General features: G+C 62.9%; 9 protein-coding genes and 4 pseudogenes. 8 read left to right on the top strand and 5 right to left on the bottom strand.

Going from position 1 to position 13,232, the window contains the following annotated elements:
• From JCM19049_RS03145 to JCM19049_RS03130, 5 genes and pseudogenes are all read left to right on the top strand, one after another.
• A partial coding sequence (locus JCM19049_RS03145; protein WP_279402355.1) for an FUSC family protein occupies positions 1–343 on the top strand: 343 nt, incomplete at its 5' end.
• 672 nt (positions 344–1,015) lie between these two features.
• Complete coding sequence (locus JCM19049_RS18310; RefSeq protein ID WP_306420662.1) at positions 1,016–1,243, top strand: type II CAAX prenyl endopeptidase Rce1 family protein; 228 nt, start codon at positions 1,016–1,018, stop codon at positions 1,241–1,243.
• A gap of 45 nt (positions 1,244–1,288) precedes the next feature.
• Entirely contained in the window at positions 1,289–1,993 is a 705-nt protein-coding gene (locus JCM19049_RS18305; protein ID WP_279402354.1) for an MFS transporter, read from the top strand.
• Positions 1,990–2,448 (top strand): hypothetical protein, encoded by a 459-nt coding sequence (locus tag JCM19049_RS18300; RefSeq protein WP_279402353.1) that lies wholly within the window; start codon positions 1,990–1,992, stop codon positions 2,446–2,448. Before JCM19049_RS18305 ends, JCM19049_RS18300 begins: the two co-directional genes overlap by 4 nt.
• A 254-nt stretch (positions 2,449–2,702) precedes the next feature.
• Positions 2,703–4,054: pseudogene (locus JCM19049_RS03130) on the top strand (APC family permease).
• Positions 4,055–4,067: 13 nt separating this feature from the next.
• On the opposite strand, the gene JCM19049_RS03125 reads toward JCM19049_RS03130, so the two are convergent.
• From JCM19049_RS03125 to JCM19049_RS18295, 3 genes are all read right to left on the bottom strand, one after another.
• Positions 4,068–4,856, bottom strand: a complete 789-nt coding sequence (locus JCM19049_RS03125; protein ID WP_279402352.1) for a hydrolase — start codon at positions 4,854–4,856, stop codon at positions 4,068–4,070.
• Between the two features lie 427 nt (positions 4,857–5,283).
• A complete protein-coding gene (locus JCM19049_RS03120; protein WP_054820777.1) occupies positions 5,284–5,490 on the bottom strand; it encodes a hypothetical protein in 207 nt (68 codons plus the stop codon).
• A 306-nt stretch (positions 5,491–5,796) separates the two neighbouring features.
• The gene (locus tag JCM19049_RS18295) at positions 5,797–5,985 is read right to left on the bottom strand and encodes a MerR family transcriptional regulator (protein WP_279402351.1); all 189 of its coding nucleotides are present in this window, start codon (positions 5,983–5,985) and stop codon (positions 5,797–5,799) included.
• 232 nt (positions 5,986–6,217) lie between these two features.
• On the opposite strand from JCM19049_RS18295, the gene JCM19049_RS03115 reads away from it, so the two are divergent.
• Positions 6,218–6,637, top strand: coding sequence for an Hsp20/alpha crystallin family protein (locus tag JCM19049_RS03115; RefSeq protein ID WP_279402356.1), 420 nt, complete (start codon positions 6,218–6,220; stop codon positions 6,635–6,637).
• Positions 6,638–8,161: 1,524 nt separating this feature from the next.
• Here the strand turns inward: JCM19049_RS03115 and chrA are convergent.
• Positions 8,162–9,379, bottom strand: a pseudogene (gene chrA, locus JCM19049_RS03105) (chromate efflux transporter).
• Between the two features lie 174 nt (positions 9,380–9,553).
• On the opposite strand from chrA, the pseudogene JCM19049_RS03100 reads away from it, so the two are divergent.
• Positions 9,554–10,857: pseudogene (locus tag JCM19049_RS03100) on the top strand (MATE family efflux transporter).
• Positions 10,858–10,902: 45 nt separating this feature from the next.
• On the opposite strand, the gene JCM19049_RS03095 reads toward JCM19049_RS03100, so the two are convergent.
• Positions 10,903–11,571: a GntR family transcriptional regulator gene (locus JCM19049_RS03095; RefSeq protein WP_279402350.1), complete on the bottom strand. Its 669-nt coding sequence runs from the start codon at positions 11,569–11,571 to the stop codon at positions 10,903–10,905.
• Between the two features lie 131 nt (positions 11,572–11,702).
• On the opposite strand from JCM19049_RS03095, the pseudogene JCM19049_RS03090 reads away from it, so the two are divergent.
• A pseudogene (locus JCM19049_RS03090) lies at positions 11,703–13,036 on the top strand (MFS transporter).
• Positions 13,037–13,232 lie beyond the last annotated feature (196 nt).

Raw genomic sequence — 13,232 nt, 5'->3', positions numbered from 1 at the left:
TGCGCGCGGCCGGGTGCGCCGGGCGGCACATCGCGTCGCCGGAACCGTGGCCGGGTTGGGTGTGCTGCTGGTGCTCTTTGAACTGCACCTGAACCAGACGGCGCTGGGCATTGCGGTCATCCTGCTGATGTTCCCCACCGAGGCGTACATGACCCGCAACTACGGGCTGGCGCTGAGCTTCTTCACCCCACTGATCATGCTGATGCTGGATCTGGCCGCGCCCGGGACCAGCTCCCAGCAGCTGTGGGAACGCGCCGAAGGAAACCTGCTGGGCGTCACGGCGGGGCTGGTTGGCTCGTGGATTGTCGATCCGCGGCGGCGGGTACTGGAAACAGCAAGCTGACCAAGGCGTGCCGTCCAGGAAACGGCCCACGAAAGTGGCCGAGGAGACGCTGGGATGTGAGACACAGCCGATTCGCTGCAAGGGGTCGGGCGTCGACCGGATCCGGTCGATAGGCTAGGAGCATGTCTCACACCCCGCCGTATTACCACCAGCCAGGGTTGCCGCCGGTGCGCCGGCAACGCGTCTTCGAGGCCGGGGCGGTCAAGAAGGGTGACCTGTTCACCGTCGCGGCGTACATTGTGTTCTTCATCCTCGGTGGGGCGATGCTGATCGCCCTGATCCCCGGCTACATGCACGCGTTCCCGGATGAGGACTCGGCGCTGTTCGGGGTGAACATGATCCTGTACACGGTGTTCTTCATCCTGGCCATGATCCAGTGCGGGCCCCAGTTCTTCGAATCCTTCGCCACCATGCGCTACTACCCGTGGCTCAAATGGCTGATGCTGCCCGGCGGCTGGCTGCTGACGGTGATGATCTCCGCATTCATCACCATGTTCTTCGGTGGTCCCCAGACCAGCATGAACCAGCAGGCCCTGCAGGATATGACCCAGTCGGTGCCGTTCCCGGTGATGTTCGTGACCACGGCACTGTTCGGGCCGTTTGTGGAGGAGTACATTTTCCGGCACCTGCTGATCGGCAAGCTCTCCCGCAAGGTCAACATCTGTATGTGCCCTGATCTCCACGGTCCTGTTCGCCTCGATCCACTTCGCCAATGGCGGGGGGATCGGCTCCGTGGTGGAAATCCTGCCGTACCTGATGCTGGGACTGATGATGTCCCTGGCCTACATCCTCACCGGCAAGTCGCTGGCCTACGCCTACATGCTGCACGTGGCCAACAACGGGATGGCCCTGCTGGTGCTCTACACGCTGGCCCCGCTGCTGCCCGCCGCGGGGGTGTAAGCCACGTTTACCGGCCATGAACCACACAGCCGCGGCTACCGGGGGATGCTGTTGGCGCTGTTTGCCAGCGGCCTGGCCACCTTCTCACAGCTGTACTCGGTGCAGGGCCTGCTGCCGGAGATGTCCCGGAACCTGAACATCAGCGAGGCGCAGGCGGCGCTCAGCGTTTCGACCGCCACCCTGGGCCTGGCCCTGGCGGTGATCCCGTGGGCGATTGCCTCGGACCGGATGGGCCGTCGGCAGGTTATTGGCATCGCGCTGGTCTCCTCCGTGGTGCTGGGACTGGCCGGGGCGGTTAGCCCCAGCGTGGAGCTGTTGTTGGCGGTCCGGTTCCTGGAGGGCGTGGCGCTCGCCGGGGTTCCGGGCACCACCCTGGCCTATTTGGCCGAGGAGCTTTCCGCCCGGGCGGTGGCCATCGCCAGCGGCATCTACATTTCGGGCACCACGGTCGGCGGCTTGGTTGGTCGCCTGCTGGCCGCCTGGGTCGCACAGCCGTTGGGTTGGCGGTGGGGCGTTGCCGCGGTCAGCCTGCTGGCGGCCGCGGCGATGATCGTGTTCTTTATCAAGGCACCGCGGGCGCAGGGCTTCACCCCCGTGCCCGATGTCCACCTGCGCCCGGTGCTGCGGCGTTTTCGCGCCTGCCTGCAGGGGCGGCGCCGCATCCTCTACCTTCAGGGCTTTCTGCTGATGGGCGGGTTCGTGGCCGCCTACAATTATCTGGCGTTCCGCCTGGAGGCCCCGCCTTCATGATTCCCCCGGCGCTGGCCGCCCTGGTGTTCCTGGCCTACCTTGCCGGGACCTGGTCCTCCATGGCCAGCGGCGGCATCGTGAATCGGGTGGGCCGGCGCACCTCACTGCTGCTGGGCATCGGGGTGATGATGGCCGGGCTGCTGCTGACCCTGTCTGCGGTTCTGTGGGTGATCATCCTTGGCATGCTGATCTTCACCGCCGGGTTCTTCGCCGCGCACGCCGTGGCCAGCGGCTGGGTGCCGGTGTTGGCCCCGGAAACCGGGCGCAGGCTGCCAGCCTCTACAACCTGGGCTACTACATCGGCTCCTCGCTGTTCGGGTGGCTGCTGGGCATCCCCTTCATGCACTTTGGCTGGTCCGCCTGGTGGGGTGCGTGGTGGGCTTGCAGCTGGTGGCCGCGGCGGCCGCCTGGTTCCTCAGGCCGCCGCGCCAGCCACAGCCCGTCATCGAACGTAGTACTGAATGAAGCGGTAACCGTTCGTCGGCCTGTTTGACGCCGTTCGCCGGATTCGTGGTTTGATGCACGTCACTTGGACGGTCCCGGCGCCAACACATCCGGCAGGATTTTCTGCGGCCCTTCAACGGAGAAGGGTGGAGATCACGCAGGAAGGTGTCGATGAGCAAGACACAGAATTCAACATCACCCATGGGTACACGACCTGGCCAAGACCCTGGGGAACTGGGATGCCCTGGCGCTGGGCTTTGGCGCCATGATCGGTTTTGGGTGGGTCGTCCTCACCGGCGGCTGGCTTTCCAACGCCGGAACCCTGGGTGCCACGGTCGCCATCATGGTCGGCGGCGGCATCATGGCCGTGGTGGGCCTGACCTATGCGGAACTAACCGCATCGATGCCCAAGGCCGGGGGTGAACACAACTTCATTCTCCGCGCACTTGGCCCCCGCCCGTCCTTCATCGGTTCATGGGCCATCACCGGTGGATACGTGACCATCGTGGCGTTCGAGGCGGTTGCCTTCCCCCGTACCGTGGAATACATCTTCCCGGGCATGAGCCGGATTCCGCTATGGACGGTGGCCGGATTCGAAGTGAACCTGACCTGGGCGTTGGTGGGTGTGGCGGCCGGGCTTTTCATCACCTGGATCAACGTGCGCGGCGTGAAGCAGGCCAGCGTCGTTCAGACGTTCACAGTGCTCTTCCTGTTGGCGGTCGGCGCCATGATGATCTTCGGTTCGGTGACCTCCGGCGAAGCATCAAATATGGAACCCTGGTTCACTCCCGGAATGTCCGGCTTCTTCGCGGTGCTGGTGGCGGTCCCGTTCCTCTTCATCGGCTTTGACGTGATCCCGCAGTCCGCGGAGGAAGTGAAGATCCCCTCCCGGCAGATCGGCAAGCTGGTGGTGGTTTCGGTGCTCATGGCAACTGTTTGGTACATCATGGTCGTCCTGACAACGTCATCGGCAATGCCCGCCAGCGAACTGGCCAACGCGGACATCGCCACTGCCGATGCCTTCGGCGCGCTGTTTAACTCCCAGATCATGGCGAAGATCCTGATCGCCGGCGGAATCGCGGGGATCCTGACCTCCTGGAACTCACTGCTGCTGGGCGCCTCCCGGCTGGTCTTCTCACTGGCACGTTCCGGGATGCTGCCGCAATGGTTTGCCAGGGTCCACCCCAAATATCAGACTCCGAGCAACGCACTGATTTTCATTGGCGGCATTTCACTTCTGGCCCCGTTCTTCGGTGCGGAAATGCTTGGCTGGCTCGTGGATTCCGGGGCACCGAGCATCATCATCGCCTACTTCCTGGTCTCTGTGACATTCCTGCTGCTGCGCCGCCGGGAGCCGAACATGAGCCGGCCCTTGCGCATCGGTGGTCGGGGGCGCTTCGGCGAGATCATCGGTTGGATCTCAGTGCTGCTCACCGCGGCGCTGTTTAGCCTGTACATGCCCGGCATGCCCGCCTCACTGAGCTGGGAGCCGTGCTGATCTTCGCGCTGTGGTGGGTCCTTGGGGCCGTGTACTTCGTCAAGGTTCCCGGCGGAATCCCGGCCGGTGAAGACGCCGAAGAAAAGGTGCTGCAGATCGTCAGGGCGCGCAGGAAATAAGCGCGCCATGCCGCTAGGTCAGCTCGTCGTAGTCTCCGCCAACCCACCTGGCGTAGCGTTCGGCGGAGAACTGCACGACCCGGTGGGCATCTGACAGGACGCAGGCGGCGAAATTATTGTAGAGGCGGTCAAAGCGCAGGCTGTCCAGTTGGGCGGCCATGCGCCGCACCACCGCCGCCGAGAGCGGGATCCGGTTGGGATAGCTACGCAGGAAGGTGACATTGCCATCGGCCACGGGAAAGACCGCGTCCCCGGCCAGCAACGCGCCACCGCCCCGGGCTCCCGCGGCCCACTCGGCCACGGTGCTTCCGGGGAAGTGGCCGCCCACTTGATGCAGCCGGATGCCCGGCAGCACCTCAAAGGACTCGCTCCAGTAGCGGATGGCATCGCTGCTGCGCTGAACCCACTGCTTGTCGGCCTCGGCCACATAAATCGGTGCATCATCAAAGGCCTGACTGTACTGCACCTGCACGCCGTACATGTGCGGGTGGCTGGCCACAATGGCCGCAATACCCCCGAGTTCCCGAATGACCTCCACCGCATGGGAACTGATCATCCCGGGGACGTCAAAGAGCAGGTTCCCGATTTCGGAACGGATCAGCAGTGCGCTTTGCCCGATTCCCACCTCGGGTGCCCGCAGGGCGGTCAAACCCTCCTCCAGCTCCCGCATCTGGATCTGGTGGCCCTCGCGCTCAAGCGTTTCGGAACAGGTCCAGCGTTGAGTGCCACCGGGGATGTACTGGCGCTCGTCTTCGCAAATGGGGCAAGGGGTGGGCAGGGTGCGCGAGGGTTCGAACTCCACTGCGCATCCTGCGCATTGCCATGGTGCATCTGCCGGGTTCATGGTTGTTCCCTGTCCTCCTGGTCGATTAGCCACCACGCTACTTTGAACACTGCCTGCGTGACAGAGCCCGGTGCGGTTTGTTCTGAATTCGGTGATGTGGCAAAAGACGAGAAGGCGCTTCGCTTGGTCCTAGTAGGAGGGAGCGGTGGGAAAGCCGGCACAGCTGTAGAGACTGGCGCCGTGCATCAGATCTCTAGCGACTTCAGTTGCTGGTTCGTCGGTTTGGATACCCATTACTGCAAAGCCGTCACGGGGATTGCAAAGTTTTATTTGGATGCCGTCACGTAGCTATGGAGGGTGCCGTATTCGCCGACGGCGCCGTTATGATGCGTTCGCCCTGAGTTTCTGGTCCCCAACCGCTTCGACCGTGGTACGGGAGGGGTGGCTAGCCAACATCTTCCCCGGGATCATCGAGCTGCACGGTGATCTTTTGGTCAATCCAATCAGCCTCATTTACAGGTGCATTAGCTGTGTGCAGCGGAGGGATTTGTTCATCTTCGATGTCGCGATCCACCTCTAGGCGTTGGTCGACCAAATCCACCTCGGAGACTTCGGTGTCCGGATGCAGGGGCTCGAAAGTCATATCGCTCATCCCTCTCTTCGTGTGCTAAGGCTGACTGCTGAGGTTTGGAACCTATTATTGCCGGAAGTCAGGCGACGCCTTCTGGGAACCTCGCTAGGGGTGCACCTCTCTGATCTCCCGGATTTTTTGGTCTGTGCCGACAAGATACAAATGATTCCCTGAGAAGTCCAGAGGCAGGTGTGGCCCATCCGGCACGGACCGGAAAGGCAGCAGCACTAAAGGTCGGCTGCACTCTGCTGCGATGCTTGCCGGCGAGTATTGAAGATAAGGGGAATTGGAGGTTCGTCGCCCTGTTGGGCAGCGTTCGTCGTTAGTTCATCCTCGCTCTTGGGATATGGGATGGAGGGCTGACCATAACCTATGATTCTCTTCTTCGAGGTGTAACACCATCTCGATCCCGGCCAAATTCAGTCCCGCATCGAGCAATACGACTATTCTTTCGATCCGGGCAACATCCGCCGGCGAATACTTCCGCGTTCCGCCCGCAGTTCTTCGGGGTGTCACCAGCCCCGTGCTTCGTATAGCCGTACTGACTGAACACCGGCGCCAGCCAACTGCGCTGCCGCCGAGATCGAGTATGTCCTCTCTGGCACTACGGATGCTTGTGGTCTATGTGCCAAATTTTTCCTCCCTTTTGGTTGCGTGAACTCGTGGTTGGTGTTATAAAAACTGTACCAGCTGATATAGATTTTAGGGCAGCTGGAAGAAGACAGCCAAAGGAGAAGGGAGAACTGTGATGCTGCTGGACAACGACGTCTTTCGTGAGTTTGATCGGATGGTGAAACAAGCGTTCAATGGTTCTCCGGGGTTCGACCGGGCACATTTGATGCCGATGGACGCCTGGAAGGATGAGCAAGGCTTCCATGCCGAGCTTGAGATTCCAGGGATTGACCCGGACGCTGTTGAACTCTCGGTGGAAAGGAATGTCCTGAAGATTCGCGCCACTCGACCAGAGCAAGCCACTGATGACCAGTTGCTGGTTCGGGAGAGGGCATGGGGTGCGTTCGGTCGAGACTTGATCCTCAGTGATCACCTCGATGTGGACAACATCCACGCGCATTACGAGGACGGGCTGCTGCGCCTGGATATTCCTATCACCGAGAAGTCGAAGCCGAAGCGAATCGCCATCACCAAGGTAATCGCTCAAAGGAGCTGACCTCTTAGAAGGCAATGCCGATCCTTCGGCTTGAGGTGGTGGACAAGCCGGAATCGTATGGGCGCTCCCAGAGAGATCCCGGGTTGAAGAAACGATCCTGTTGGACTATTCCTTGCAGGAAGTAGGCCATTTCCCCGTGGATGCCGGTTAGCTCTCTGCGGTGATGACGCCTGCCCCAGCGATCTTCGGCTAAAGGCGCTCTGCCGTTTGGTCCCGCTTGGGTCAGCTCCGAGTTTCGGAGCTGACCCCAAGCCCTGAGACAAAGGAGAACCGAAATGCGTAAGTCACAGGTAGTCCTGCGTTTTGATGACGATCAAGTGGAGGAACTGCGGAACGCGTTGTGCTTCTACCGGGAACACGTCCTGGAGCAGTTGCAGGACGCGTATCAGTTCGAAGGGGCAGGGAATTCCTCTTATTGGAGCTCCAAACTGTCCACGATTCAATGTCTTGTTGAGTCGGTAAACTCCTTCGGTTCCCAGCTCGCAACGTCGCTGGTCGAGGGTGGAAAAATTCCCAGTTTCACTGACTTCTACGAAGCATGTAGCTAACTGCCCCATGGCATGGCGAGCCGCGGAACCTGCAGTAGTCGCAGGGGAATCGATAGGGCAAAGTGTAATTTTTGGGGTTGCCCTGCAGTAAGCGCAGGGCCATTCCCAGTGGGGGCGTTCATCTATGATTAGGGCTCGATTCCGTGCCCCCGATTCATTTCAACCCTTGGTAGTCGGCGCACAGGGTTGCGGTTACTGAGGCAGATTTATGGGCAGGTGCTCTAGAAGCCCTGCCCATTGTTTTCTGTACTGCATCCAGGTGGATTTCTGCCAGGGGTGGTGCGCGCGCTCTGAAGCGCAATATGTCGCGAGTGTACGAGTCTCCTAAAGTACCAGATACCCGCAAAGCCCTCGGCAGCAAAACTTGATCCGGTAGGTCTGCATTCGTGGTGCTCGTTCTTCCTCTAGTGCCCGGGGGGTCCGAGCGCCTGGCAAAGTACTCGAGTTTAAGGCTCAGTTGGTGAAGAAAGACAAGGTCAGCTGGGGTGAGGTCCAGTTCGAGTGAGTCTGCTACGCGATGTTCGTCGAGCGTGGACGCAGTCAGAACCGCGAAGGGGACTACTTCAGGCACTGTCCACCATGACTCGACACGCTCCTGGGTGTTCGCCATTCTTCTCACCTCCCTGCCTCCGGTAGCGAAACTTCTGTATCACAACGTTAACAAGGACCTATGCCGTTTGATATAGATTAATAGCTCGCTCTTGCTCATCTGTCAAGATTGGTTCACAGTACTAAAGCCCAAGGGCGGAGGGTGCTTTCTGCCCACTGGCCACGGGGTGTATCGGCGCCTGTGAACCAGGCAGGCGCCGACATGTACTGGTTTCACACCCAAGCACAGTGCCAGGCGGCGCTGAACAAAGCACAACCCGGCTTTGGATCCTTTGTTCGGCTCGATCGCTGCTGCTTCAAGAACGGCAATGGATACTCCTACACCGTGTTGTATCGCAAGCGCTGACGGAGCGCGCTCCGGTGGTGACTACAACAGGAAGCCGCCAAGGACCGCCGCACCCAGTGCCACCGCCCAGGCCGGGGTCTTCCACCCGGACAAGGCAACGAAAGCGAGCGCCGCGACCACGAACGTGGCGATATTGGGCACACCGTGAGTGAACACCGGCGAATACAGGGCGGCGGCGAGCAGACCTACCACGGCGGCATTCACCCCGCCCAGGGCGCGGCGCACGATCGCATTGTGCCGCAGCCCTTCCCAGAATGGCAGCACGCCGATCACCAGCAGTGCAGAAGGCAGGAAGATCGCCACCAGGCAATCAACGCCCCGGCCAGGACGCCAAAGGCAGCTGCGCACTGGCCCCAAGGAATGACGAGAAGGTGAACAAAGGGCCGGGAACCGCCTGCGCCGCTCCATATCCGGCCAGGAATACTTCCTGGTCAACCAGGCCGTTGCCCACCATTTCAGATTCCAGGAGAGGCAGTACAACATGCCCGCCGCCAAACACCAGCGCACCGGTACGGTAGAAGACGTCCGTCAGCGCCACCACGGCAGTGGGGCTTAGGGCGCGCAGTACCGGGAGCAAAGCCAGCAACAAGACAAACAGGACCAGACAGGTGACCGAGAGCGCCCGGGCCACCTTCGGCTTCAGCTGCGCCTCCTGCTGGCCAGCCGCTTCCGGCACCGGAAGCCATAGCAGCCCGATCAAGGCAGCGCCGAGCATGGCCAACACCTGGGTGAGCGGGCCGGGCAGCAACAGGACCACGGCCATGGTGGCCACGGCAAGAGTCGCGCGGCGGGCATCGGGGGTCAGCATCCTGGCCATCGAAATCACCGCGTGCGCCACCACGGCAACGGCCGCCGCCTTCAGGCCGCTGATCCAGCCGGTGCCCAGGGTGTCCGACAGCCATGGAGCTCCCAGGGCGAACCCAAAGAGCAGCAGCGCCGAGGGCAGGGTGAAGCCAACCCAGGCCAGCAGCATCCCGGACAGCCCGGCGCGCTGCAGCCCCACGGCCATGCCCACCTGGCTGGAAGCCGGCCCGGGCAGGAACTGGCACAGGGCCACCAGATCGGCGTAGGTGTTTTCCTTCAGCCAGCGGCGGCGCACCACAAACTCGTTGTGGAAGTAGCCAGGTGAGCGACCGGGCCGCCGAAGGAGGTCAGACCCAGGCGCAGGAACACGGCAAACACTTCCCAGGGGCCCCGGGCAGGGGCAGCTGGTTTCGGGGAAGAGGCAGCGGTGTTCATCCTGCCCATCGTAGGGGCGCCAGTTGACGGGAAGCTGGATATCTTGTGAAGACACGGTGACGTATTCGGGGCGAGCATGACGCGGCCCGCAGCGCCGAAATGGAGATGCCCGGACCGGCTTCGTAGAGTAGTTCCGTGAAGCCTCGCACCGCACCCACCGAATCCAACCGCTCCATGGCCCGCCAGATCCTGGCGCTGGCGATTCCCGCGCTCGGCGCGCTGATCGCCGAGCCGCTATTCCTGCTGGCCGACACCGCGATCATCGGGCACCTGGGTGTCTCCGAACTGGCCGGTGCGGGTCTGGGGACCACGGTCATCCAGACCGCGGTGGGGCTGATGATCTTCTTGGCCTACGCCACCACTCCCGCCGTGGCCCGGGCCATCGGAGCCAGCCAGTTTGGACGGGCCATGGCTGCCGGGCGTGACGGCATGTGGTTTGCCCTGGCCCTGGGCCTGGTGCTGACCGTCATTGGGTATTTTGGCGCCGAATCATTGGTGCGGTTGATGGGGGCCGAGGGCGCCGTGCAGCAGTTCGCGGTGGATTACATCATGTACTCCCTGCCCGGGGTGACGGCCATGCTGCTGGTCTTTGCCGCCACCGGCGTGCTGCGCGGCATGCAGGACACCAAGACCCCGCTGATCGTGGCCTCCGCCGGTTTCGGGTTGAACATTGTCCTGAACTTCACGCTGGTCTACGGGTTCAACATGTCCGTCAGCGGGGCGGCGCTGGGCACCTCGATCGCCCAGTGGGTCATGGCTCTGGTCTACTTCCGGCTGATCATTCCGCAAATCCGCCAGGCCGGGCTGCCGCTGGCTCCCACCTGGGCGGGATTCAAGGCCACCGGACACGTGGGGTCATGGCTGATGCTGCGCAACGCCACCATGCGCATTGCCTTGTTGGCCACGGTGGTGGTGGCTACGAACGCCGGCGAGGTGACCCTGGCTGCCCACCAGCTGGTGTTCACCCTCTTCTCCTTCCTGGCCTTCGCCTGGACGCCCTGGCGATTGCCGCGCAGGCGCTGATCGGCAAGGAGCTGGGGGCCGGGGACAAGGAGCAGGCCACCAAGCTGACCGGGGTGATGACCCGTTGGGGCGTCTACTTCGGGATCTTCACCGGCGTGTTCATCTTCGCCCTGTCCTGGGTGCTGCCGGTGCTGCTCAGCTCCGATTCCTCGGTGCATGAACTGGCCACCCCGGGGCTGTGGCTGCTGGCCATCTCGCAACCGATCTGCGGTGTGGTGTTCGTGTTGGACGGGGTGCTGATGGGAGCGGGGGACGCCCGTTACCTGGGACTGGTGGGCGTGGTGAACCTGGCCGCCTATCTGCCGATGCTCTGGGCGGTGGATGTCCTTGCCCAGGACCAGCTCAGCTCCATGATCTGGATCTGGGTGTCCTTCGCCGGGGGATATATGCTGGCCCGGATGATCACCCTGGGGCTGCGGGCCCGCACCGACAAGTGGATGCGCCTGGGTCTCTGATCCGGCCGGCGCCGGACTACGCAGTATCTCACTTTGTGCGTCTGATTACTCCCAGATGTCATCGGTTTCGAACTGGTCAAGCATGGCGTTGCGAATCGATTTGAGGTGTTCGGCCATGGCCTGCTGGGCCGCCTTGGCCTCACCGGCTTCGATCGCCTGCACGATGGCCTCATGTTCCTGGATTTCCCGGGAAGTGGACATGTAGGCCTGCATTCCAGGCAGCACGTAATGGGCGCGGGCGGTGTCATGAAAGCAGCGCTCCAGCGCGGCGGCAATACGCGAATTGCGTCCCCCCTCGGCCAGCTGCCGGTGGAACTGCTGGGCGCAGCGCATCGAGCCGATCGGATCCTCCGCCGCGAGCCGGGACTGCTCGTCAAGCTGGCTGCGCAGGGCCGCAATGAACGGTGCGGTGGCATGCCGCGCGGCACCGGCGGCGGTAAAGGGCTCGAGCAGCATCCGCATGTCCAGGGTCTCGTACACGTCATTGAGGGTCACCCCGCGGACCAGGTACCCCTTCTTGGGCAGGATCTGCAGCAGTCCCTCGCTGGTCAGCTGGCGCAGGGATTCGCGCACCGGGGTCTTGGACACCTTGAATTCCTCGGCCAGGCGCGGCTCGACCACCATGGTGCCCGGGGCAATCACCCCGTACAGGATCCGCTCACGCAGTTCGGCGGTGAGCTTCTCGGTGAGCGAGGTGGCCATCTGATCTCCCATCCCGGCTCCCGCCAGTGTCTGGCGCGTAATCTTTGTCCTCGGGTCTTTACTGTGACCCTAGCTACACCTTAGTCTGATCTGAAAGATATTTCAGGTATCTGTCATCGGCGGATACCTTCCCCCACCTTCCAATGGAGCGCATCATGGCACCGCAGGACACAAGGGTTGGCGTTGGCCCCGCCCAGCAGCACCATGCGCAGCAGCGCCGTCGGGCGATCTTCGCCTCCGTGCTGGGCACCGCCATCGAATGGTACGACTACGCGTTGTATGGGGCGGCGGCCTCGGTGGTGATCGGTCCGTTGTTCTTCGCGGCCGCCGGTTCCACCGGTGAGGCGCTGGCCGCTTTCGCCACCTTCGCGGTGGGCTTCGTGGCCCGCCCCTTCGGCGGGGTCATCATTGGACATCTGGGGGACAAGTTCGGGCGGCGTCCGGCCATGTTGCTCTCGGTGATCCTGATGGGCATTGCCACCGTCGGCATTGGCCTGCTGCCCACGGCCGATTCCTGGGGAGTGTGGGCGGTGGCCCTGCTGGTGCTCTTCCGCCTCATCCAGGCTTCGGGGCCGGAGCCGAACTGACCGGTGCCATGACCCTGGTCGCCGAATACGTGGAACCGAAGAAGCGCGGCTGGTACACCTCACTGGTGCTGGCCACCCCGCCGCTGGGCATCGCCTTGGCCACCGTGAGCTTCTTTGCCGTGGCAGCCCTCGGGGACGCCGCCCTGCTTGGCTGGGCCTGGCGAATCCCCTTTCTGATCTCCGCGGTGCTGTTCCTGCTGGCCCTGTACATCCGCAACCGGCTGGAGGAGACCCCCGAATACGCTCGGGCCATGCAACGGGCGCAAGAGCACGGCAACACCGGCAAGCTCCCGGTGCTGAAGGTCTTCTCCGGGCATTGGCGCGAAGTGCTGCTCGGGTTCTTCGCCATCACCGGGCACAACGCCGTGAACTACATCCTGGCCGTGTTCTCCATCAGCCTGATGGTCGGTTCGGGCATGGAACGCAGCCATGCCCTGCTGGCCGTGACCGTCGGTTCCCTGGTCTCGGTGGTGCTCACCCCGGTCGGTGGCCGGCTGGCCGACCGTTGGGGAACTTCGCGCACCCTGGCGGCCGGGAACATCAGCGGCCTGCTGCTGGCCTTCCCCATCTTCTGGCTGCTGGCCACCGGCCAGTTCACGCTGGGCATGCTGGCCATTGCCCTGGGCTATGCGCTGGTCATCCCCTGCACCAGTGGGGCGCAGGGCGCGTTTCTCACCGAACTGTTCCCGGTCCAGGTGCGCTTCACCGGGATCGCGATTGCCCGGGAACTCAACGGAGCGTTGGTCGCCGGCATGTCACCGCTGATTGCCGCCACCCTGCTGGAGCTGGGCGGCGGGGCGATTACCCTGCCCGCCGGATTCCTGGCCCTGTGCTGCCTGAGCTCCGCGGTGGCGATCTTCCTTGGAACCAGGGCCACCCGCCGGGCATAGATGAACGCCGGGGCGAGCCGGCCCCCAGAACCAGATTTGTTGTCAATGAAAGGAACCCGCAGTGTCGAACCTGCAGCGCCAAATGCCTGATGTCAAGGAATTGGCCGCACTGATGAAGTTCTCCCTGCCCACCCTGCGCCGCCGCCAGGCCCGGCTGGCGAAGGCCGCCGACCTGTGGGACCTGCGCAAGATCGCC

This window comes from Arthrobacter sp. JCM 19049, assembly GCF_001310435.1.
This window is presented reverse-complemented; position numbering and strand designations above follow the sequence as displayed.

Coding starts and splice junctions, on each gene's coding strand:
- JCM19049_RS03095 (WP_279402350.1), bottom strand. CDS start 11,571: ATGGGAGATCAGATGGCCACCTCGCTCACCGAGAAGCTCACCGCCGAA.
- JCM19049_RS18305 (WP_279402354.1), top strand. CDS start 1,289: ATGCTGTTGGCGCTGTTTGCCAGCGGCCTGGCCACCTTCTCACAGCTG.
- JCM19049_RS18300 (WP_279402353.1), top strand. CDS start 1,990: ATGATTCCCCCGGCGCTGGCCGCCCTGGTGTTCCTGGCCTACCTTGCC.
- JCM19049_RS03120 (WP_054820777.1), bottom strand. CDS start 5,490: ATGAGCGATATGACTTTCGAGCCCCTGCATCCGGACACCGAAGTCTCC.
- JCM19049_RS03115 (WP_279402356.1), top strand. CDS start 6,218: ATGCTGCTGGACAACGACGTCTTTCGTGAGTTTGATCGGATGGTGAAA.